The organism is Salipiger sp. ABF4_146, from assembly GCF_056161345.1.
The window spans coordinates 14,986-36,141 of the sequence record NZ_JBSWYX010000031.1; the positions used below are offsets into that span (position 1 = coordinate 14,986).

A 21,156-nucleotide genomic window follows, 5' to 3' on the forward strand; every position below is an offset into this window, starting at 1 on the left:
AAAACGTGCCAGGAGTCCTGGTGGCGAGCTTTCTTCGGACTCCTGGTGTCACCGCCGGCAAGGCTGCAGGAGACGGTACTCGGCCTCGAACACCATGCCGACATCAGCAGTCTCGCAGATGACACGAGAGCCCTCTGACAGCACGTAGACGCCGGCCTCAAGCACGAGCTCGAGGCGCCCTTTCGTCCAGTGGCTTTGGCGCTGGTCGTCGAACATATCGGGCTGAACGGATGCCCACCCTTCCGTCGCGAGGCGGCGTTCATCCGGCGTCATGAACAGCATCATTGGAATTTGACTTTGAGGCCCTTCCGCGGCTCATTCGCAGCCGCAAGCGCATCCGCAAGACGATCAAAGTGCTGCACGGGCTCGTTCCATCGGTACAGGCGGACCGCACCGATGACAGCCCCATCTGGGATCTCCATATCGATCGTCAAAAGGTCTTTCTCACGGACCCAGCGTGCCCTGCCGTCTCCTGCACAGTGCTCAGAGGGGAGCCAGCCATCCGCTTCGGGAGCTATTGCCGGCGGGATCGATTGCTCAGTCATCACCAGATGGGCCTCACTTGCATCTCGGACGGGTCTACAGACCCGGGTTCAATGAGGACTTCATCTTCGCCGCGCTGCGTGATGTATGCGGCAATCAGCGATTTTGGGACCTCGGAGGTAACGACGTAGCAGAGGTCGCCTGGCCGCGCAAACCGCTTCGAGAACCACTCCGCAGTATTTTCAGAGAACGACCAGGCCCAGCCGGAGTTAGCTCCGACCTTCGGTTCAGCCTTGGTGTACTTTGGGAACTGAACGCCTCGGTGGACGGTCACCACGTCAGGCATGGCTCGCAGCGCACGGCGGTCACGCGCGCTCGCCATGAAGTCGCGATGCGGCACGTTCACGTTCATCAGGCGAGACCAGATCGGGCTGGCCTCGTCATGCTCGCCGTCGGACCACATGTGGCGCGCAAGACGCCAAAACGTCACGGCTTCACGCGGGTCCTCCTCGGCATCCAGGAACTCTCCGATCGTCGCGTACTCGATCAGGTAGTCTATCCGGAAAGCGCGCTCGAGCCCGGCGAATACGCCACCCCAGTTCCGCTTGGCTAGGTTCTCTCGATGGACGCTCTCCCGGAACTCGATCAGACCTTCGATCTCACACGGCGTCGCAACCGGGAACATGGTCACATAGTGAGGGTGCTTGAACCACCAGATCTCCGTTCCCGTCTCTTCCGGCGAGCGGCAGTAATGTCTCAATCGGGCAGGCAGGTCATCGGGCGTCTCGTAAACGGTCAGCTTCATTTCAGGCGGTGAAAGTTCTGTCATCGAGGTCCCTGCTTCTACGCTTCCCTTTTATCATTCGCCCTGCGGTTGGGAAACTGGGTGTGTGCGCTAACGCTGCATTGCAGCAAGCGCAAGGCGGGTCTTCGGCATCGTCGGTGGTCCCCAGGCAAGGACATCCCTATTTTCAGCGGTGTAGCACGACGGGGCCGAGGAAATGGTCCCACACCGGCAGATGGGCTGCCGAACAGAAAGGACCAGCTATGACCGCAACTGCAACAAACACTCCGAACGTTTCCAGCTCGAACAGCCTGACGGATGCCCTACGCCGCTTCGGCCGCCGCATGATGATCAGCCGTGAGCTGACCGCACTCAGCTCGATCCCGCCGCACCTAGTGGACCGTGACGTGATCGCTTTGCGTCAGAAGGCACTTCGCGACGAGTTCCAAGCTCTCTGATTTTTAGGGCTCAGGTATCGACTGCAAGACCGCGCCGGGCGTCCTCGAGGGGGCGCCCATATTGCTATCTGAGGTATCTGAGATGAGGTGATCCCAGATCAGGCTCCAGGCCGCGGCGGTAGGCTCATGGTGACCCGGGACATTTGGGCCTCTTGGTGAATCTTTTCGAGCTTCTCCGCATCGGTGCCCTCCCCGGAAACGGTCTCCTCGATCATCTCGAAGATTTCCTCGAGGTGGAACGCCCGGCGCGTGAGCAACTCCAGCGGCCCTTCAAGGTTGTTGATCTGCTCACGGATTTCCCGCGCAGCTGCGCGGCTTCCTTTTTTCGTCACGTGTAGATTTCCTTTCTCGTTCTCCGGCACGAAGCTCACGGTGAAACTTCCTGAATTCTGTATTCCCGCTGTTCTCCGGTTTGCTATTGGTGCGCGCCGGTCCGGCTTCTCCACGCCATGCGAAGGTTGTCTTCACGGGACGCAGATCGCGGGTCTCCGGTGAGTAGCCTCACGCTCGCTTCTTCCAGTCCAAGATCGCCTGGATCGCAACGTCTGCAGCCTCCTCACGGCTCAGCAGACCAGTCACGACTGCTTCATCAAGGTCTTCGCGGATAACACGCTGCGTTGTTTGCACGGCCCGGTTCCGCAGGTTCCGTTCAAGCGCGCCTGTTCGAATGTAGTCTTCCATGGGCTTTTCCTCTATTCGGAATCGACGCCGAAAATGCCCGGGACGGCACGCTTCAGCTGCCGGCCTCCGAGCAGGCCTCCATCGGCATTCCCTGCGAGCATCTGGTCCGCGAGCGCATCGAGCCGACGGCGCCCCATCCGAGCATTGTCGCGCAGCCGCTCAAGCTCGTCGGCAATGTCTTCAAGCTCGTGGGCTTCGATCGTGGCGGCGCCCATGGATCGAATGCTCTTGGCTTTCTCTCTAATTTGCTCAACAGACAGCATCACTCCGCCCCTTTAGTAGACGTAGGTTTTCAGAGAAGCATACTCACCGGTGAAGATTTCGCCGGTTTCCGGATCGTAGGGAGAGAGCTTCTTCACGATATCCGTGTGGCGCCCACGCTCGTCCTTGCCATCTTCGATCTCGGCGACGACGAGTTCCGCCGGCAAACGCGTCGGGCTGACAGACAGGTCGATCGCCCCGGTGTTCGAGGCGCGATCCCAGTAGTCCCGCGGCAGCAGGTCGTCGGCAGCGTCCCAGAGCACGTCGCGGGGCTCATGTTCCCAGCCATCTTGGAAGCAGGGCCAGTGGGTGCCGGTCATCTTCCAGTTCTGGTGCTTGTGGGCTTCGGTGATCGAAGTCCAGTGCGTCCCGCTGGGTGAAAAAAGCGTGTCGACGTAAAAGGTTTTGTGGTTCGCGTCCCACAGTTCCTTGTTTCCATCGTCACCAAAGCCCCAGAAGTTGAGGCGAAAGTCAAAGCCGAGCCAGGCGCAGACGGGTTTGCCATCGACGGCCTTGCCCGAATACGCCGCACGGGGCGCCAGCTGCAGGCGATGCATGACCATTCCAATCAGGCGAAGCTCCTCGTAGATGCGATGCGCGAGGGGCTCTTGAATCTTAAGGCGATCGGGGAGAGTGGCTTGTGCTACGGTCACGGGCAATCCTTTCTATTATGGATAGATTGCCGCCCAAGAGGGGGTAATGTCAACATTAAAGAATAGATTGCGCTCTCCCTTTTCTTGAGCACATCCGATGACTGCCAAGACTTGCTTCCTATCCGGTCAGGCGGGCAGTGGCGTCAATCTACAACTGAGCGGATTTCTGGGGACTAGCGGGAAGACTTCGGGGCGAAAAGCACTTCTGGGCATCATTCCCCGCCCCTACGAGTGAGCGGATTTTCAGAGTCTCTACAGGGCGCCCAGCGCACTACGACTGAGCGGCTTTCTGACAGACTCTGAAAATAGAGGCAGCGCCCACGCCAGGACGCTGCCGCCTGTTACCATGGTAACAGCTTCCTGTGTGGTCAAATGCCGAAGGCGTTCTTGTTTTCCGCCGACAACCGGTTTGAGGCTTCTGCTACCGCGTGGGCTAAGGCGTCGTTCAATGGATTCATGGGAACCTCTTCCCCGCCCCCCATGCGAAGGCGCTCTAGCGGCGTATCGGGAGGCATCCTTTCTCGATTGGAGATTGCGCTCCTGAGGTTGAGGCTCCAGTCGCGCACATCCACGCCGGAAACGGCGGTGTCGATGCCATCCCGAAGGGTGATCCCGGTCTTGTCCCAATCTGAGCCCATGCGGACTCTCTGAACCGCGACGCCGGCCTTGATTGCTCGGTCCAACACGTCATCGAGGTGATCTTCGAGAATATGTGGCGTGTTAACCTTCAGTGTGCTGTCACAACGTGGCGTGCCGTCCGAAACCATGACCAGCGCCGCGGGCTCGCTATCGGTAGCTGCTCGTGACAATGCCCATTCGAGAGCTTCACCATCTACGTTTTCTTTTGGGGGTGTCCGCAAGTCGTGTTGGTTCGCGCAGCGGGGCGATCCGAAGGTCTTCGAAGCGCAGAACAAATTATGCGAGTTTGACCAGTGGAACATTTTAACGAGGATGTTGACCTGCGCCCCTCCATAAGATAAGGCACGAGCATGCCAGCCGGGACGACCCGGCATCCCCACGGCCTTCGTCAGGACGACCTGAGACTCAGGAGGTCGAAATGTCTTGGCTCTTTCTTGTTATAGCCGGTTTGCTCGAAGTCGCTTGGGCGACAGGTCTGAAACGGCTCGGTTTGGGCTTCTCGTGGAGCGTCGGCGCCTTGACCGCCATCGCCATGATCGCGAGCTTGGGCGGCCTCTACGCTGCCATGGCACGGCTCCCGATTGGCGTGGCCTACCCGATCTGGACGGGCATTGGAGCGGTCGGATCGGTCGTCATGGGCGTGGTGCTTTACGATCAGACGCCGGGCATGAACGGCATGCTCGGTGTTGCGCTACTGGTCGCGGGCATGTTCCTGATCGGAAACGAATTTCATTAACAAGAGAGGAGGCCACCATCATGGCGAACGAAACCAAGACCGAACGTGCCCTGATCGAGGGTCGGGCCACCCTTCTCGTCATCGACATACAGAAGAGCACATTCATCGACGACAGCGAGGTCCGGTCGATCGACAACATGCCGGGCTACAAGGATCGCATGATCGCCGCCCGCGACCTCGTGGAGGCGGCGCATGAAAGCGACATCCCGGTGATCTTTATCCAGGAGGTCCATCGCGACGACCATGTCGACTTCGGGCGGGAACTCGACGGCGACGAGGACGTGCATTGCCTCGAGGGCGATCCGCGCACCGCGATCGCGAAGGAGGAGATGGGCTTTCGGCGCGGGGACTACGAAGTCTCCAAGCGGCGCTACTCGGCCTTTTTCGGGACCGACTTGGAAATCCTGCTCCGGGGCCTCAAGGTCGACACGCTCATACTCTGCGGAGGCCTGACGGACGTCTGCGTTCACTACACCTTCGTGGACGGTCACCAGTCCGATTACTTCTGCCGCGTCGTCGAGGACTGCGTCGGCGGGTCGTCCATCGAGGCGCACCAGGCGGCATTGCGGGCTATGGAGTATCTCCAAACGGGCGCGGTGCAGTCACTTCCCGCCATGCTTGAAGCAATGGGCGCACCGAACCGTTCGCTCTGAGCAGCAACTGGCTCCAATGGTCTCGAAGCCGACATATGGCCCCGCTACGCCGCTCTACGAAGCGCGCATTACGTCCGCGGGTTTCATCCCCGCCAAGCGAGCCTCCAGCCACCTAATGTAGCCGTTCAGGTTTTTCGTTGCCGGACCACAGAAGGGCTTGATGAACTCGGAATAGCGTGCGTGAAGCGAGTTTACATTTTGGATGTGATAGCAGCCTGCTCTGACGCGAGACCCTGGTTTGGTGCCAACCACGACGTGCTCAATGCTGCGGCTTACAGCGACTGTCGCATAACCGCTGGCGCCATCCGAGCAGAGAATGGCATCCGGCGGCAAGAGTGGCTTCATAGCACGCATAAAAGACGCGCTCTGGCGGTTCGGAAGGCGCCGGAATAGGCTCGCGCCGCCACGATCAGCAACGGTGAGAATGGGGAGCTACCATTTCGAGAGGCCCCGCATCATCTTCAGCCCCTTCGTGGTGAAGTCCTCCCACCTTGGACGTGGCGGCTGAGGGACCTTCTGCGGATCGGCCAAGTGTCGAACCCATTCTCGAGACCCCTTCCGGGACTCTCGTTGGTGAGTTTCATCTGCCTCGATGATCCCGGAGAACGCCGTCACTTCACCGGAGTCGATGATCGAAAATACCAGCATCCGCCAGCGCCAGACCGTGAATTTATTGAGCCCCAGCTGTTCCGCGAGCTTCCGCACCGATTGCGGCGCGGGAGTGCCCAGCATGTCTCGCAGCACAGCCATGAACAGGTCAGGTCTGTGGATGCGGCCTATCACTGATCCAGTCCGTCCCGAGTAGGTCTTGCCGCATCCCCGGCATCGGTAGCGTTGAATGCCGGTGCGCGTTCGTCCCCACTTCTGTCGGTGTACGATACCACAGGACGGGCACGGTTCCCCCTGGCTTGTGCGCGCTTCGATCTCGGAGATTGCCTCCGTCTTGAGTCGGAGATTCATGATCTTCATCTGGGCATGCTCGACCTGAGCAGGGTTCAGATCACTGAGCGCATCCAGGAGACGTCGAAAGTCGTGGTGTCGCAACGGGTTCCCTCCGTGGTGTTCACGGAAGGAGATTGGCTCTTTTGCTCGAAAGCGAAGCGCGCCAACACGATATGCGGACACCCCCTTTCTTTTAAGACGCCTTCATTGAGGCACGCTCCTAGGAGGTCCCGACATTCAGACCAGTCTTCTTCCATCCCTTTGATGACAACATGCATCAGGTCACTGAGACGACCCGGGTTTTGCGGCCGACCAGCGTCTTGCCAATCCTGGCGGGATTGCCCACCCCGCCAGGTAGACGTGGTGAAGCCCAGGATCTCAAACGGGACGCTGGCTGCATCGAGGCGATCGCCCTCCGTCCTCATGGCGGCGATAAGGGAGAAGATCGGCGCGCCCCTCATCGAACCGGACAGGTCAAGTACGAAACGAGTGGGCTTGGCTTCATCCGCGGGCGCAGCGCCTATTGCTTCAGGCGCCCATTTGTCCAAGAACTCCTCCAGCCCCGCTTGGGTCTCATCAGGTAGGGTCATCATGATATCTCGTGCATGGATAACCTGATCATTTGCCGTGGTGAAGGCTTTGTACCGTCCTGCTTCGTCTTCCATAGCGCTCCTCAGAACATTGCCAGTTGAGGGCCGGCGGCTGTCATTTCCTCGCGGAAAATCAGCTTCTCTGGCTCCATCGCGAACTCGGTGTCGAGCTCTACATCCAGGAAGTCCGTCTCGACTTCGAACTCGACGTCGTCGACGTTCGTCGTTTTCAGGAACTCTTCGCGTGTTTCGAACACGTAGATAGGTTTCAGAGAGCCATCGGCCTCGCGAGCAGGCGAGATCGTCGACAGCTGCTGGGCGGTCGCAAACGCCTCTGGCAGCGCGGTGGCCTCGAACACGACGGTATCGGCAACCTCTTCCTCATTCTCGAGCTCAACGCGCGCAGCGCGCCAAATCGTCGAGGACGATGCAACCACACCGTCGCTCTCGCCACTCCACGCTTCATTGGTGATCGTAATCCTATGGTCCTCGTCGGTCTTGCTGAACTCGAGTTCGCCGTTGGGATGCTGAAGAAGGCTAAAACCTCGGCGGGCGGCCTCTTCATAGACGTCGACCGGGCAGCTTGAGGCAACAGCGCGGTCTTCGCCGGTCATCTTCATGTGCTCGCGCTCGAGAATGAAATCGTCCGCCACTTCTTTCATCCAGGCGCCGACCTTTCCTGCACACACCATGCGCGGAGCGGTGCCGTCTTCTGGAAGAAAGACGAGAGCTTGCGAGACGAACTGCGTTCCCTCGTCCTCATCTCCGAACTCCATCCCAACAAGGCGGAGCTCACCAAGATCGTCAGAGTGGATCTTGCGATGGCGCTTGAACTGGCTTGCCTCCAGCGTGCTCTCGGACGTCATCTCTTCAATATTCATTTTCAGATTATCTCCTTAAAATCACTTCGCAAGTTGCCCGCCGGCCGCATGCGTCAACTACATTTTCAGGCCGGCAACCGGCCCGTCTGCTTCATTGTGGACACGCAGGGTGCCTGTTTCAGAATTTGCTTCGAGCACCACGGTCGACCCCTCGAGGTCAGTCATCTGCACGAGGCAGTCAGGCTGGCTCCCTGCGGCGCAAAGGTCCCTGGAAATCATGAAGGTTGTGAGTTCGCGACCAATCTCTTCGGCCGCCTCAGAGGCGCTTAGCTCAGAGAGCTCTGAAACCTCCTCGATGATAGATTTCAGGACCCACGGCGAGGGCTGCAGCTCCGCGCTGGGCGCCGGCATTCGCTCGAGACGATACCCATCGCCATGCTTGAAGACGCCCCAACGGGCCAATGCGTCCTGAACAGCGAAGCTATCGACGTTTTCTTCATCAAACCAGGCGACCGCCTCTTCCACAGGCTCCGCACGCGGGTCCGGGCTTTGAAAGGCACTCAAAACCTCCCCAGAGCCCCGATGAACGATCTCTGATTTTGCGCTCTGCGTGGTGATCCCGAGATCGATCGAAGACGCGACCTCAAGCAGTGCCTGATCCACGGATACATCCTGAAATTTGTCGGACATCCGGTGTTCTACCGCGCCGTAGACTGCAGCCCCACTCACGATACCGCAGAATAGGGCCCCTTTACCCAGCGCGCGTCCCAGGCGGGCCATAGGCGTCGGTCCATCCAGCGGGCGATCCGACATCACAGTAAACGACAGAATGGCAACGTCGAAGAAGCGACGCAGCCGATCAATAACTTCTATTTCTGAAAACTTCACCATGAGAAGGCCTCCTTTGGCCTAAGGTGGGGATTTCGATGCAAGCGATAGGATTGTCCACACTCGGCCCGTTACCCCTTCTGAGCACTTGGGTCGGTTTTCTCGGGGTCATCCCAGATCCAGTATGGGATCGACATGTCGAACTCGCCGTTCTCGTCCTTGGGACGTTCCCAGAAGGTTGCGGCCACGCCATAGAAGCCATCGGCAACCGCAAAGCAGCGAGTAGGCACGATCACCCCCTCATTGAAGCCTTCAGGAATGACCTGGCCGGCTTCGGCGTACTTGGCCAGTTCGCCTTCGCTCAGGTCCTCGTATTCAACCATGTTCTGGTATTGCACGCGGGCATGGATGTGGTTCTTGAAGCAGGGCTGCAGGGGCTGGTTCTGCGCGATGTCGACCAAGACAGCACTGGGCGAACGGGCTACCGCCAGATATGTCACCGATCCAGACGCTCCCGCGACGACTGCCGCGGCAGCAAAGACGCCCGCCCAAAAGACACTTCTACTGGTACGCTTGCTCATGGGAGATGTGCTTCCTTGTCTCTATTCTTTGCCGAGAGCTTTAGAATGGTGCTTCACCCCAAGGGGATCATCGTCCACAAGACCAGCCGCCTTCTGATGACGGTACTGCTCGAGGGACCCCTGCAGCTCAAGCGTGTACCAGGCAGCACGATCCGCTTTGAAGTTGTCTGCTCGCCGCTGAATGCTGCTGTCGGCAGCCATGGCGCTCACCTCTTTGGGGGATAGGCTCACACCCTTCCCCAGCCTGGCAGCTTCCATGATCCGGTTGTAGGAGTCTGGCGTCATTCAGGTGACGCCGCAGATGATCTGTTCGGCCGCTTCTGCAGGTGTCACTTGTTCGGAACCGCAAGGCATCGTCGACAGGAAGCCATCCAGGCGCTGGCTAATTGCGCACGCACCGTTCACGTCGACTTTGCCGTCGAGGTGGTCGCGCACTTCGCTGACAACGGAAGCTTTGAAGGATTGTTGATCAGTCATGGCAGTTCTCTCTTTTCTTACAGCCAGTGAACAGCACATAAAAAGAACAGTCAACACTTTATTCTTACTCGGGCGGCCGATAATCAAAGAATAGATATCCTACCGCTAACCACACATTACCCCTAGCATACCTCTAAGCGGGTACACACCGAAAGGAATAATCATGGCCGACACCCGAGTTCATCCCGTCACTGGCGAGACCCTGACACGGGACGTCAGAAAACAAACCGTCCAGCACGCTGGTCTGAGTGCAGATGTGATGGTGCCTGGCTGGTATCCTCAAGGCGATGGTGATGCGATCCACACCGGCGCGGACCTTTTTGCGGAGCAAGAAGCCTTCGAAAAGCTGCGGGCCCAAGCTGCAGCCCGGTAACTCCCCCGGGCTTGCCTTGGCGGGCATTGCGAATTGCGCCCGGTCGGTCAACTCTGGGGCTTACATCAGGAAGCCTAAGATGACCGATCCCGACGACGACATTGCCCGCACTCTGAAAATCGCGATTACCTTACGCGCTCACTTGGCGCCGCTATGGGAAGCGCACTGGGCGCAGTGGAATGGGCTCCATCCGCTACCAGCGATCCCGTCGACGCATCTCTGCCGCGAAAGCTCCCATGCTGGCTTAAGAGCCCTTGAGGCGGCCGGGCACGAGGGCTGGAGGGTACAAGCCGGCGCAGTCTCCCTGTTCACCTATGCGGACGTCCCTCTCGACGTCACCAATTTGGAAGGCTCCGATGAGGATGACAGCTTGGAAGAGGCCGCACACACCTGGCTTGTGAATGAAGCCTTGCGCATGCGCTTGGACCTCACGGCCGACCAGTTCGGCCAAGTCGAGACGGTGGTCATCGAACCGCTCGACGCTGGTGAGGACTACATTGATCTCTTGGATGAGGTCGACTGGATGGACGACCCAGACATCTCCGACGTAGTGGATCAGTGGACAACCGGTTCTTCGTACGACAAAACCGTCGACACCTTGAAATCGCTCACCCGGGCTCCAAAGCTCTCTCTCGCTTTCTGAAAATCTGGGGAACCTTCTCTTTGCGCGATTGCCACGGCAACCAAGGCAGAGACATTGCATTTAGCGCGAAATCTGCCGTGTCAGAATTCAGGAGAAATTGAGAAGCCTCGCCTGCTGCCACATAAGAACTCGGCGGCAGGTGAGGCGCTATAGCAGCTACACTTCTGGCGCGCCGGGTTTTGGTACGATGCCTCCGCCAGGCGGGGTTTCCTTTGGGCCCCACTTGGGGTCACGAGCCTTGATTATCCGAGAGACTACGAAGGCACTCGGCCATGCGAGAACTAGCGCAACCAATGCGGCGCCGACAATCCACCAGAAATCGTAGATACCTAAACTGAGCAGAGCGATGACCAGCACACCGCTGATCAAGGTCCAGCTCAGCATGCTCAGATAGAGTGCGAGACGGTCCATGATCTTCCTCCTTAGCCACTCAACGAAAAACATACCCATCGGTTCCGAAGCTCTTCTGTAGAGTACAACGTTGCTTGGGCTCAAAAGGATCTGAAATAAATCGACACCCGGAGTCTCCCCCGGGTGCCCTCGTGCTAAAAAAGTAAGGGCCGGCCACTCACTACCGTCTCCCCACTGAACGCTGCGCGTAGCCTCGAACAATAGAGGCCAGTCACGATCACCCGGAGAGAAAATCTCCAATTTTGCTCGTTGTGTCCGCGACTTCAGTGGTATCACGCTAGCAGAAAACGCGGGTTCGGAAGACAACATTCTCACTTTGATAGGTTTCCTCAGCATTAACCCGCTAGCAGCGTTAGATATTTTTTGGTTTCAGAGTATGTCGAAGCACAACTTTATCGTGCAGGCAGATTGTGGTCACAAAACGACAACGTGAAAGAGTGTCAGGTGGCCGATAGAATCAGGCCGAAACCTTTAAAAATGCAGGGATTCGGGCGCGTCGAGACCGTCCCACGCAACATATTCCGGGTAGCCAACAGAAGGACACATGTGGTAGTGCGCTCCGCCGAAGTAGGGGCCACCCTTCACGTCCCACATCACGGAATGCGCTTCTTCGATCCGGGGCGGCTCCAGCTTGGCCAGCATCCGGCCAAAGGCTTGGGCCGGAACTTGGGCGTCTCGGCCGCGGTTCTGGGCATAGATCGTGTCGAGGTCAGGCTCGAGGTAAACGATACACGTGTGGGCGCCGTAGTCTCTGAAAAGAGAGAGCAACTCCGCGCGCTTCTGGCGGGTCACGTTCGTCGCATTCCACACGAAGTCTTCACCGGCACGCAGATGCTCCCGGGCCCGCTCTTTCGCCGCCTGGACGACGGCACCTTGGTTGGCATCGGGGGAGACCCCCATCTCCACACGCAGGTCATCGAGTGAAACCACATTCTTCGTCATCGCATATTTGCTGATCCAGGTGTCCTTGCCGGCCCCCGGAAGCCCGCACATCAGGATTACGAACGAGCGGAAGTCTTCATGCGCCTCAAATCCAAGGTAGCGGTCGTCCTTCTCAAGATACTCGATGCGGGTCGTGTCATTGGGGAAATCCCGCGCCACGCCGAGGCATGCGGACTCTGAAAACTGCATCTCGGCGAGATCGATGTTATCGAGGACGCGCTGGGCGTCCTGGCAGATGCGCCCGTGGATGTCGTGCCGGGCGTGAAGGCAGAGATCTGTAGTATTGCAGGTCAGCGAGATCTCGATCGCTTTTTTCTCCGGGTCATCTCTCTCGAGCAGCCAGAATGGGGCCTGGTGATGCTCGATCAGTCCGCAGACTTCTTCCCGCCAGCGGAATGGGACCCCTGCCTGCATTAGGAAGCGGCGGGCGATGTACACCCCTGCGCGCGAATGCCCTCTCGAGGAAATGCGACCGTCTTCGTCATAAACAGTAGTAGCCGGCTTGCCGACGTCGTGAAGCACCGCGGTCCAGAAGAGCATCTCTCTGCGGTTTTCAGGAAGTCCCCGCCAGGCTTCATCTGCCACCAGGCTTTCGACGACGAGCTTGGTGTGCGTGAGGACATCGCCTTCAGCGTGGTGAAGAGGAGACTGCTCGGTTGCGCGCATGGCCTCGAACTCATTGGAAAGGATGGCCTCGATACCATCCCAGTCGATTGCATGGTTATTGCCGGCTGACGGGGTCAGCGCGCGCAAGTGTTGGAAGCTAGGTCTCATTTCTAGATATCCTAAAAATCCAGGCTAGCCTACAGCTATCCTTTTAAGAAGTCGAGATCGACAAGCGTCAGCCTGCCATTTTTGCGATCAAGGCGCCCCATGTCGCACACCAGATAGCAAGAAACCCGGACGCTGCGAGCGAGAATGACGCTAGTGCTCGAGCATCTACGGGGCGGGTGATCACATCAATGGGCGTATGTGAGCTCATAGTCGGTATCCTTTGTTCGACACCTTCGACTGTACAGAATGCCTATTAATCCAAAATTAAGGACGCCAGTTGCAAACAGCCGCACACTTTCTTCTTGTCAGAATAAGGAACACAGACATGAATGACGACGTTGCGGCACATGAAATCGCGCAGGAGAACACTGAGCGTTTGGGGGAGCTCTTCGAGATGCTGCGCGAGGTTCGCGAGAAGGGGCTGATTTACTGGGAGCCGAACACATCCCGCGGGGCCGACAACCTTCGTGACATGCTGGCAGGCATCGACAGGTTCATGGCAGCGGCCGTCCACGATGTCGAGGACGCCATCGAGAAGACGACTGATCTGCTTCGTGATGCGCGTGACAATGGCCTAATCTACTGGGAGCCGAACACCGACCGCGGCGCTGAGCGAAAGTCAGACATGGTCGCGCGCATCGACGGCCTCATCGAGCCGGCCCCCGCAATGAAGATGTGAGGATACCAGTGTCCGACGCAAAGACCCCGGCACAGACCCTCGAAGCGATGATCGATTGCTGCCATGCGCTCAAGGACTCCGATGTCCTGCGCATGGCGCTCCCTGGTCATGGCGTAACTCTGAATTTCCTGACGCACCGCCTAGACCGCCACATCGCCGAAGAAAACGCCGAGCCCACCGAGTATCGTCTGGATGAGGTCACTGAGACCCTCAGAGAAGCCCACGAAATCCTCGAAGCTTGGGCGCCCGAGGATCCCTCCGTAGAAGTCACGCTGCGCCACATGGCGGTTTTCCTAATCGAGACTTCGAACAAGCCTGTGTTTGGGCCGGAGATGCCCCGGGCGCCCGCCATGTAGGGCCCTTACCCAGCCAGCTTCTCGTTAATTCTGTGAGACGCCCTTTGGGTTGCCTGGGTAAACTCTCCCTTGCTGAACCGCTGGACACCGTTGTGAGCTGCACAAAGGGCTCTAACTCCTTCCCAGCCTCGCCCGAGACCCTCGAGCCAGGAGCAGAATTCATCCAGCGCGCCATCGTGCGATTTCAGAGCCTTTTTCAGAGTCGGGTGCAAAAGAAGCCGAGGATGCTTGCTTCTGAAAATTGGCGGCACGGGAAGAACGTTGAAGGTGTCGTCGACATGCAAGGCGCCGCTCTCAGGGTGGTAAGCCAACAACGAGCCCGCGTGAACGCTCTCGTCAGGTGAGATGTAGTCGATCCCCCGCGGCAGAGAGAACTGCAGATCTTCGCCGAACTCATGTGCGACCTCGGGGCTTTCAACAGCCGCTTCCTCCCATGGGACGTCCGGGCACACGCGGTGATGACGTTCGGAGCCGTAGAACTTCGCCGACGGGAAGTCTCTAGCCATGGCCTCACAGTGCAGCGTGTGGAACGGGTGCAGGTTTAGAACGGCATCGACCAGGCGACCATCGTCGGTGAGACCCATGACCTGATCTCTGATCTCGCCATTCAGGGTGTAGCTATCGAGGATTACGAAACGACCAGACTTCCGGCGCACGATCGATACGTGGGTACCAACGTTGAGAATGCGGCCGATCTTCATCGTGCAACGGACATTCCAGAAGCCATGCCCTAAGTTCACGAGCCTGCGCGTCATATCCTCACCTTCCTTTCACCTATGAATATAGCTAGAAGCGGCTAAAACAAGCAGGTAGAGCCAGCCTTCATGATTGCGACAAAATGGGCTCACAAATAGCTCGTCTTCGGGACCGCTATACGTGTCTGCTGCAGCCGGCTTCGAGAATGCCCCCACAACCTTGACCTCCACAAGGTTGACGCTAACTCGCGTTCAAGAGCATGTTTGACCGCCACTCACGGAACTGCTCTGGAGAGGGCCCCTCAGTTTCTTGAGGCGCTCTCTCCCTCGAACCCACTCGTACTGATGCTTCACGGCAGATTGAAACCCGCCCGCCGCAAGATGTGGTACTGTTGAATGCAGGGTGATGCTGCATCCCCAGATGGCTGCAACTCACGCGGCAGCAGCTCTCCCTCGAAGCGCGCTCACATCACTCGAAATGGGCGCGCTTCACGGAATGGCATTCTTACCAGGGTCTACGTTCTTTCCGACTTCTGATGGCGCATGCTCGGGCGCTTCGCTTGGCGCGTTCGTACACATCATTTCTCAGTGAGATCAGCACTCTGCCGCCCGGCAATACTTGCCTTCGAAACACTTTTCGCTGACCCTCACCCGATCTCTGCGCTCTGAAAAATACCATGTCTGCCAATGCCTTGTATTTGCCTTCATTATGATCGAAGGTACCATACCCATGTGAAGGCAGCTTTAGGACGTCAACTTCACCTGACGCATCCGACACTTGGCATTTTCTCCACGTTTGCCTTACTTCCAGAGGCATGGAGGCACCGCAACAGAAAAGTCAGGGGACTACCTTTTGGAGACCGCAAGCGACGCACAGTGGGCCGGTATAGCCGGTGTTGGTAGCTACACGTGGTGGATCGACGACGACACGCTCGAGTGGAGCTCCGGGCTTCTCGCGCTTTATGGTCGAACGTCTGCACCTGAAAATGTTGGCGCGTACGTGAAGCTCATTCATCCCGAAGACCGCCCCCGCATTCGGGAAGAGCTCGAGAGAGTTCTCGCGTCCGACCGTGACTACCAGTCGGAATTCAGGATCCTTCTTCCAGATGGGCAAGAACGCACTGTGCTTGATCGCGGCGTGGTCCTGCGAGACACAACAGGCAAGCCGGTCGCCGTAAAGGGTATCGAGACCGACACAACCTTCGCCCGTCGGCTTGGAGGTTCCCACCCGGCTGAGAAAGATGCGTTCCGAGACCTAGAGAGCCGGATCACGAGATCTGACGCTGTTCTCAAGGCGGTCTTCGATGGGGCGCCCGTTGGCTTAGGCGTTTGGGATCGAGACTTCCGGTTCGTGCACATCAACCGAAAGCTCGCCGAGATGAACGGGCTACCCGCCGAAGACCATATCGGGCGCACCGCCCAAGAGCTGCTACCTGACGTCAATAATCACGAAGGCATCCGCGAGATTTGGACCCATGTTTTAGAGACCGGCGAGCCCAAATTAGACATTGAAGTCAGCGGGACGACCCCAGCGTACCCGGGCGTGACACGCCATTGGCGAGAGCAGTTCTTTCCAGTGACGTCCGCTGACGGCATCATAGGGGTAGCGGCGATCGCCCAGGATGTGACCGAGCATAAGCGGGCCAATCAGCAGATAGACACGCTTCTGCGGGAACTCAATCACCGCTCGAAGAACTTGCTCTCCCTCATCAGCGCGATTGCGCGCCAGACCGCGCGTAACCACCCCGACGACTTCTTGAAGCATTTTCAGGATCGGCTATCTGCCATGGCTGCCGCCCAGGACTTGTTGCTGACCGGAACTACTGGCGCCGTCGACATGGAAGAGCTCATGCACTCGCAGCTTCGCCCGGTCATTGAGGCAGCTGAAGCTCGTGTCAGCCTCACAGGCTCCGACAAGATCTCGATCACGGCGACAAAAGCACAAACCCTTGGGCTGGGGCTGCACGAGCTCGCCACCAACGCGATGAAATACGGTGCGCTATCTACAGAGGAAGGAACACTGGAAGTCTCATGGAGCCAGAGCCCAGAGGGCAGCGTTACGCTGAACTGGAAGGAGCGCCTCGGCCCTCCGGTTAACCCGCCTAAAGAGAAAGGGTTCGGTACCAAGCTCATTGAGACGATGGTGCCCAGCCTTATCGACGGCAAAGCTGCCACGAACTACGATCCAGAGGGCTTCAGCTGGACCTTGACCTTCAACGCCGACCCGACAAGAGAGAACTCCCTCGGGTAGCTCGCCTACTCGCAGTAGGTCTTAATGTAGCTATCCAGTTCATCGAACACTGCTTGCCCGACGAGTTCCGGGATCGTGAAGGTCGCTTCGCTGAGAGACGACCTCCGATGCATGTCACCTCCGCAGAGAAAGATTGTCTCCGACGAGAGGCTGGAGATATCTGGGCGCCCTGAGAGAATGAATTCGGTCCTTTCGTCGTCAACCTGTGCGGAGAGCTTACCGACCGAACGCAGGTTGATATCCGCGCTTTCGCTCTTCAGATCGCCGGAGGCCTCGCAAGTCCCCATAGCCTGCAGAACATAGGACAGCTTGCACTCGTTAATCGTTACCATAGAGACGAACGACTTGCCGCGAGTCGTCAAATCTCGGCCCAGCTTCGTAGAGGCCAGATACTCTTCACCTAAGTTTTCCGCGAACACGGGGACTGGTGCCGCCATAGCCACAGCAGCAGTGAAAATCGCCCATTTTTGCACGTGGACCCTCAGCAGCGTTTCATTGTTTCGGCTTAGCTAACTCACAAAAAGAACGCGGTCAAAGCGATTAAGCTCCCGTTTCCTCAACCGACGGTGAGCGTGTCGTGAGAACGACATTGTAAGACATCTTACTCTGCGGCAGCTTCGATGAGGTTCTCGGGAGAGGCGTGGCCGGTGCCAATCGTGTCGCTGATTTCGCAGAGCATCTGCTCCAGAAACCACTCGGTGAAGTGCTCGAGATAGCACAATGACAGGTTACCACGGCCGTCCCTGTCCCCCTGCCGTGGTGTGTCGGCAAGCGCCATCTCTTCATGGTACCGCCGATCCTGATTTTGGCCCTCGCACAAGGCGTAGCTGATGGACCACGGGCTGCGATCGCATAGGCCGGCACGCAGCATCATGGCATGCGTCATCAAACGTGCCACACGGCCGTTGCCGTCCTGAAATGGGTGGATGTAGCTGAACCGGTGATGGGCAGCCGGGATCGCCAGGACTTTGCCGAGGGCGCCGGAGGTCAGGCCGCGGTACCGCTTCTGGAAATGAGCCATGAAGTCTGGCACTCGATGCGGAGACGGCGGCACATGGCGGCCTACGCTCACATGAAACAGGCGGTATTCCCCGGGGATCACATCCTGGTCGTCGAGCTCGCGCATCGAAGCCGGCATGCCGTAGTAGAGCTTCCGATGGACCTCACGCAGGAAGTCGGCGTCCGTCGGTGAAGGGAGTTGCCCGCGATCATGCAAATCATCAATCCAGGCTTCGACCTCGATGTGCGTGATCGCCGCTTGAGCAAGGTCGGCCTCCCGCCCCTGAAGGCTCTCTCCGCTCAGTGCCCGAGTGATCAGAAAGATGGGAACGTCGATGCCCTCAAGCTTCAACGAGAAGTGCGCATTCATCAGCCGGACTTCGCGGCGCTCATGCTCGAACTCAGCGCTGCTTGGCGCTGGGCGGACATCCTTCTGCAAGTTCAGCGCCAGGTTCACGGCAAGCTCGAGGCGCTCGGGAATCTCTTCCTCGAGGCCACAAGGCTCCATTCGGCCTGGCGTCTCCATCACGTCTCTCCCTGCCTCGTTCGCGCCCCTTGAACATGGAGCAACTCGTTTCTGGGGCGCTAAGGCCAGCCACATTACCGAGAAGCTAGACCAGGTCATCTGCGCCTTCAACGACGCGTTTGTGGGATCGGCGGCATCCGGGAAGAGGGCCTGCGCGGTGCCTTATACAGCCGAGCGGTCACCAGGGCATAGGTCCTCGCCCATCCGCTTGAAGACCGACCCCCAATCCCAATGAAAACCTGTTTTGACTTCAGGAAAATGTGGACCAGCCCATCCTGACCTGCACGCAAGTCAGCTCAATGTGCACTGAGGTCAACATACTTTGCCCGCAAGTCGGCTAAGGTCGAAGCAGGTTGCCTTTTTGCGATACTTATCTTGGCATCCCCGATACCTCACTTGTGTCTTGCGATACCTAGCTCATCATTTTTCTTACGACTAATTTTCAGAGAAATAGAAGAGTGAGGCTTCCAGCGACATTTTCAGAGTTTTGAGCAAGCGAAAGTACCTGCAAGCATTGGGCTGCACCATTTCAGGTTAGTGACTCTGGATCGCACTAGAGAAAAGCCATCAACCGGGGGAAGCAGAGTGCTCCGCCCCTCGCAGTCGCAGACGGCTGTTACCAGATGCGATCAGAGGTCAAAAGTCACTGGACGATTGACGGGGTCGAAGGTTCTCCCGCGGCAAAGGCGGAGAGCCAAATGGCATCCGATGGTCCGCAATGCCCCTCTGAAAAGCCTGCCCGGCTCTCGCTACAGAAGCCCCTTGTTTATATGACTTCTTCGATTTCGCGTAAGACTTTTCGAGGACTTCGTAACAAAGATGTTGAGATCGACCTGAAGCAGGTGACCTCAACCGGGTAGATCATGGCGGCTTCAACATCTTTGTTACGAAATTAATCATCCGCGGTACTTAGTTAGCGAGTAATGGGGAGAGACCTACCAAAATAGAATTTTAGAGGCCCACTGGATAAGCTCAGCTATCCATCACCTCCCCAAAGGGATGCTGCTCATCGCACGTCCCTTTCCATGACAGAAGTCATTCCAAAGGACAAAACGATTTCACATCGAAAGGAGACCAGACGATGTCTGACCCACAAGACCCAAAAGGGTTCCAAACGGCCCGCCCAAAGGACGCCCCAGCCAAAGGCCCCGCACCTGACGGCACCCGCCCCAAGGTCCAGCAGGCCCCCATCGCCTCCGGCACCGGCACCAACGCCCCCGGCGCCAAGGACACCGCCCCGCCGTCCCGGCACGGCCCCAAGCCCAAGCTTGGCGCGCTCACCCTCCGGCCAACCCGGAAGGCCCCGGCCTCCTCCAATGTTGACACCCCCAGCCCAGCTGACGCCAGGCCCCCAACATCTTCCAATGTTGACACCAAACAAGCCCGCCCCGCAGGCCGCGGCTCAGGCTCCTCCAATGTTGACACATCGGCACCCTCCCCTGCCAAGGCAGCGGTCTCCGACAGCCCCAATGTTGACACCCAACGCGCTGGGCAGCGATCGGCCCCCTCCGATAAAAGCAAGTCGACGTCCTCCGCAAAGCAGGTGTCGAGCACTCCCACTCCCGAGCGGCCGAGGCCCGTCCTCTCGAGCCTGAAGTTCCCCGGCAGCAGCAGCGGAAAGACATCCAACCCCAAGGCACCTGTCGATCCCTCCAAACCCCCCGGGCCCGATCCCGAAATCTTGAAAAGGGTGAAAGCATCAAAGAAGAAGCTGGAAGAAGCCAACAAGGACCTCGACCAGTCCGACGGCGCCACGCCTTCCATGCGGTCGCCCAGCGCCCAGGCGCGGGAGAACACAACCGTGTCCAAGGCAACCTCCTCGCAGTACCTTGACCGCGGCCGGATGCTCATCAATCGCGCAAGCGACAGCAAGGGCTTCCGCAGGACTACGATGACTTCTCGGCGACCGAGTTCGTTGCGTGGCTGATCTCCAACAAGCCTGACCTGAAGTCGTCGACATGGCGCGTCTACCGACAGGCCGCGTATCACACGCTCATGGGGAAGCCGGGCCCAGACATCGATGTAGCTCTCGACATGCTCGACAACGACATCGTCGAAGGGGACGAGGCCTCCGGTAAGCGCAGTGGGAAACAAGACCGTCTGGCCAAGAGGACATCGGCAATGAAGGAGAAGAAGTTTCCCAAGGCGGAAATGGACATGGTCTTCGCGTACCTGCAGTATAAATCGCGCTCGAAGATGGCGCCGATCCTGCGAGATTGGCTGGAGGCTACAGTTCACACGGGTCTTCGCCCCGTTGAGTGGAGGGCCACCGCGTTTCAGAGCTACCAGGACCCGAAGACTAAACGCCGCTACTGCTGGCTCTATGTTCTGAATGCCAAGGCGACCAACGCGCGAGGCAACGGCATCGTCCGAACTCTGGATCTGTCTGAGCTCCCAACGCCGATCATGAACGCAGTCGCCCGTATGTCGAGCCGCGGCCTCGAGTGGCATGAGGAAGGTCGCTTCGACAACGTGAAGTCCCAAGTGGGCCAGCTGCTCTACACGATCGGCGAAGACATCTTCCCGCGGCGCAAGAAGCACTTCTCACTCTACAGCTGCAGGCACCAGTTCGTGGCCAATATGAAGTCGGTCCTCGAGCCGGCGGAGGTCTCAGCTCTCTCGGGGCATGTGGTGACCAGAACTGCTCGGGAGTCCTATGGCAGGTCCCAGTCGGCTTGGTCTCTTGATGACATTGGACCGCACGCTCGGCCGATTTCTGAAGAGGTCGCCACCGTGCAGCAGTCTGCAGACTTCTACGAGGCGCGTATGGAAAACCTGAAACTGGCAGGGGTGATCCACGGGAACACGAACTCTGAATTCCCGAGCTGACTATGACCATAATGAGGCCGCTTTTGCGTTCCCTTTGCGGTGCCGATGGTATGTGATTCCTGAAGGGTGTCTGTGAGTGGTAATTGTTTGT

General features: G+C 58.3%; 28 protein-coding genes and 1 pseudogene. 9 read left to right on the top strand and 20 right to left on the bottom strand.

Annotated elements, in window-relative coordinates; translation table 11 throughout:
• Window positions 1-48: 48 nt before the first annotated feature.
• Window positions 49-285, bottom strand: coding sequence for a hypothetical protein (locus ACXAJT_RS25360; protein ID WP_475241125.1), 237 nt, complete (start codon window positions 283-285; stop codon window positions 49-51).
• A 259-nt stretch (window positions 286-544) separates the two neighbouring features.
• A complete protein-coding gene (locus ACXAJT_RS25365; RefSeq protein ID WP_475241129.1) occupies window positions 545-1,312 on the bottom strand; it encodes a hypothetical protein in 768 nt (255 codons plus the stop codon).
• Window positions 1,313-1,530: 218 nt separating this feature from the next.
• On the opposite strand from ACXAJT_RS25365, the gene ACXAJT_RS25370 reads away from it, so the two are divergent.
• Window positions 1,531-1,725 (top strand): hypothetical protein, encoded by a 195-nt coding sequence (locus ACXAJT_RS25370; RefSeq protein ID WP_475241133.1) that lies wholly within the window; start codon window positions 1,531-1,533, stop codon window positions 1,723-1,725.
• A gap of 98 nt (window positions 1,726-1,823) precedes the next feature.
• Here the strand turns inward: ACXAJT_RS25370 and ACXAJT_RS25375 are convergent, their stop codons facing one another.
• The 5 genes from ACXAJT_RS25375 to ACXAJT_RS25395 form a co-directional block, all read right to left on the bottom strand.
• Window positions 1,824-2,096 (bottom strand): hypothetical protein, encoded by a 273-nt coding sequence (locus ACXAJT_RS25375; protein WP_475241138.1) that lies wholly within the window; start codon window positions 2,094-2,096, stop codon window positions 1,824-1,826.
• 130 nt (window positions 2,097-2,226) lie between these two features.
• Window positions 2,227-2,406 carry a hypothetical protein gene (locus tag ACXAJT_RS25380; RefSeq protein WP_475241141.1) on the bottom strand — a complete coding sequence of 60 codons (180 nt, stop codon included), beginning with the start codon at window positions 2,404-2,406 and terminating at the stop codon, window positions 2,227-2,229.
• Window positions 2,407-2,417: 11 nt separating this feature from the next.
• Window positions 2,418-2,669, bottom strand: a complete 252-nt coding sequence (locus ACXAJT_RS25385; RefSeq protein WP_475241143.1) for a hypothetical protein — start codon at window positions 2,667-2,669, stop codon at window positions 2,418-2,420.
• Between the two features lie 12 nt (window positions 2,670-2,681).
• A complete protein-coding gene (locus ACXAJT_RS25390; RefSeq protein ID WP_475241146.1) occupies window positions 2,682-3,320 on the bottom strand; it encodes a hypothetical protein in 639 nt (212 codons plus the stop codon).
• 368 nt (window positions 3,321-3,688) lie between these two features.
• On the bottom strand, window positions 3,689-4,333 hold the full coding sequence (locus tag ACXAJT_RS25395; protein WP_475241148.1) for a cobaltochelatase CobT-related protein: 645 nt from the start codon (window positions 4,331-4,333) through the stop codon (window positions 3,689-3,691).
• Between the two features lie 44 nt (window positions 4,334-4,377).
• On the opposite strand from ACXAJT_RS25395, the gene ACXAJT_RS25400 reads away from it, so the two are divergent.
• Window positions 4,378-4,695, top strand: a complete 318-nt coding sequence (locus tag ACXAJT_RS25400; RefSeq protein WP_475241151.1) for a DMT family transporter — start codon at window positions 4,378-4,380, stop codon at window positions 4,693-4,695.
• A 20-nt stretch (window positions 4,696-4,715) separates the two neighbouring features.
• Window positions 4,716-5,348, top strand: coding sequence for a cysteine hydrolase family protein (locus ACXAJT_RS25405; protein WP_475241155.1), 633 nt, complete (start codon window positions 4,716-4,718; stop codon window positions 5,346-5,348).
• A 432-nt stretch (window positions 5,349-5,780) separates the two neighbouring features.
• Here the strand turns inward: ACXAJT_RS25405 and ACXAJT_RS25410 are convergent, their stop codons facing one another.
• The 8 genes and pseudogenes from ACXAJT_RS25410 to ACXAJT_RS25445 form a co-directional block, all read right to left on the bottom strand.
• On the bottom strand, window positions 5,781-6,098 hold the full coding sequence (locus tag ACXAJT_RS25410) for a hypothetical protein (RefSeq protein WP_475241218.1): 318 nt from the start codon (window positions 6,096-6,098) through the stop codon (window positions 5,781-5,783).
• Window positions 6,099-6,158: 60 nt separating this feature from the next.
• Window positions 6,159-6,317, bottom strand: a pseudogene (locus tag ACXAJT_RS25415) (IS1/IS1595 family N-terminal zinc-binding domain-containing protein); the annotation flags it as partial.
• 26 nt (window positions 6,318-6,343) lie between these two features.
• Window positions 6,344-6,955 (bottom strand): cobaltochelatase CobT-related protein, encoded by a 612-nt coding sequence (locus ACXAJT_RS25420; RefSeq protein ID WP_475241159.1) that lies wholly within the window; start codon window positions 6,953-6,955, stop codon window positions 6,344-6,346.
• 8 nt (window positions 6,956-6,963) lie between these two features.
• On the bottom strand, window positions 6,964-7,761 hold the full coding sequence (locus tag ACXAJT_RS25425) for a hypothetical protein (RefSeq protein WP_475241163.1): 798 nt from the start codon (window positions 7,759-7,761) through the stop codon (window positions 6,964-6,966).
• Between the two features lie 57 nt (window positions 7,762-7,818).
• Window positions 7,819-8,592: a hypothetical protein gene (locus ACXAJT_RS25430; RefSeq protein WP_475241164.1), complete on the bottom strand. Its 774-nt coding sequence runs from the start codon at window positions 8,590-8,592 to the stop codon at window positions 7,819-7,821.
• Window positions 8,593-8,660: 68 nt separating this feature from the next.
• Window positions 8,661-9,110: a hypothetical protein gene (locus ACXAJT_RS25435; RefSeq protein ID WP_475241166.1), complete on the bottom strand. Its 450-nt coding sequence runs from the start codon at window positions 9,108-9,110 to the stop codon at window positions 8,661-8,663.
• A 21-nt stretch (window positions 9,111-9,131) separates the two neighbouring features.
• Entirely contained in the window at window positions 9,132-9,311 is a 180-nt protein-coding gene (locus ACXAJT_RS25440; RefSeq protein ID WP_475241168.1) for a hypothetical protein, read from the bottom strand.
• Window positions 9,312-9,395: 84 nt separating this feature from the next.
• Window positions 9,396-9,587, bottom strand: coding sequence for a hypothetical protein (locus ACXAJT_RS25445; RefSeq protein WP_475241170.1), 192 nt, complete (start codon window positions 9,585-9,587; stop codon window positions 9,396-9,398).
• Between the two features lie 163 nt (window positions 9,588-9,750).
• On the opposite strand from ACXAJT_RS25445, the gene ACXAJT_RS25450 reads away from it, so the two are divergent.
• Both ACXAJT_RS25450 and ACXAJT_RS25455 read left to right on the top strand, forming a co-directional pair.
• On the top strand, window positions 9,751-9,960 hold the full coding sequence (locus ACXAJT_RS25450; RefSeq protein WP_475241172.1) for a hypothetical protein: 210 nt from the start codon (window positions 9,751-9,753) through the stop codon (window positions 9,958-9,960).
• A gap of 79 nt (window positions 9,961-10,039) precedes the next feature.
• Window positions 10,040-10,603 carry a hypothetical protein gene (locus tag ACXAJT_RS25455; RefSeq protein WP_475241174.1) on the top strand — a complete coding sequence of 188 codons (564 nt, stop codon included), beginning with the start codon at window positions 10,040-10,042 and terminating at the stop codon, window positions 10,601-10,603.
• A gap of 156 nt (window positions 10,604-10,759) precedes the next feature.
• Here ACXAJT_RS25455 and ACXAJT_RS25460 read toward each other — a convergent pair whose 3' ends face one another.
• Both ACXAJT_RS25460 and ACXAJT_RS25465 read right to left on the bottom strand, forming a co-directional pair.
• A complete protein-coding gene (locus tag ACXAJT_RS25460; protein ID WP_475241176.1) occupies window positions 10,760-11,014 on the bottom strand; it encodes a hypothetical protein in 255 nt (84 codons plus the stop codon).
• Between the two features lie 471 nt (window positions 11,015-11,485).
• Window positions 11,486-12,730, bottom strand: a complete 1,245-nt coding sequence (locus ACXAJT_RS25465) for an AAA family ATPase (RefSeq protein WP_475241179.1) — start codon at window positions 12,728-12,730, stop codon at window positions 11,486-11,488.
• Window positions 12,731-13,055: 325 nt separating this feature from the next.
• On the opposite strand from ACXAJT_RS25465, the gene ACXAJT_RS25470 reads away from it, so the two are divergent.
• Window positions 13,056-13,409: a hypothetical protein gene (locus ACXAJT_RS25470; RefSeq protein WP_475241183.1), complete on the top strand. Its 354-nt coding sequence runs from the start codon at window positions 13,056-13,058 to the stop codon at window positions 13,407-13,409.
• Between the two features lie 8 nt (window positions 13,410-13,417).
• A complete protein-coding gene (locus tag ACXAJT_RS25475) occupies window positions 13,418-13,765 on the top strand; it encodes a hypothetical protein (RefSeq protein ID WP_475241185.1) in 348 nt (115 codons plus the stop codon).
• 5 nt (window positions 13,766-13,770) lie between these two features.
• On the opposite strand, the gene ACXAJT_RS25480 is transcribed toward ACXAJT_RS25475, so the two are convergent.
• Complete coding sequence (locus ACXAJT_RS25480; protein WP_475241189.1) at window positions 13,771-14,520, bottom strand: hypothetical protein; 750 nt, start codon at window positions 14,518-14,520, stop codon at window positions 13,771-13,773.
• Window positions 14,521-15,313: 793 nt separating this feature from the next.
• Between ACXAJT_RS25480 and ACXAJT_RS25485 the strand changes: the two genes are divergently transcribed.
• The gene (locus ACXAJT_RS25485; protein ID WP_475241191.1) at window positions 15,314-16,711 is read left to right on the top strand and encodes a sensor histidine kinase; all 1,398 of its coding nucleotides are present in this window, start codon (window positions 15,314-15,316) and stop codon (window positions 16,709-16,711) included.
• A 5-nt stretch (window positions 16,712-16,716) separates the two neighbouring features.
• Here the strand turns inward: ACXAJT_RS25485 and ACXAJT_RS25490 are convergent, their stop codons facing one another.
• Both ACXAJT_RS25490 and ACXAJT_RS25495 read right to left on the bottom strand, forming a co-directional pair.
• Window positions 16,717-17,184: a hypothetical protein gene (locus ACXAJT_RS25490; RefSeq protein WP_475241193.1), complete on the bottom strand. Its 468-nt coding sequence runs from the start codon at window positions 17,182-17,184 to the stop codon at window positions 16,717-16,719.
• 128 nt (window positions 17,185-17,312) lie between these two features.
• Window positions 17,313-18,236 (bottom strand): Fic family protein, encoded by a 924-nt coding sequence (locus ACXAJT_RS25495; RefSeq protein ID WP_475241197.1) that lies wholly within the window; start codon window positions 18,234-18,236, stop codon window positions 17,313-17,315.
• 2,034 nt (window positions 18,237-20,270) lie between these two features.
• Here ACXAJT_RS25495 and ACXAJT_RS25500 point away from each other — a divergent pair.
• Window positions 20,271-21,065 carry a hypothetical protein gene (locus ACXAJT_RS25500; RefSeq protein ID WP_475241199.1) on the top strand — a complete coding sequence of 265 codons (795 nt, stop codon included), beginning with the start codon at window positions 20,271-20,273 and terminating at the stop codon, window positions 21,063-21,065.
• Window positions 21,066-21,156: the final 91 nt, after the last annotated feature.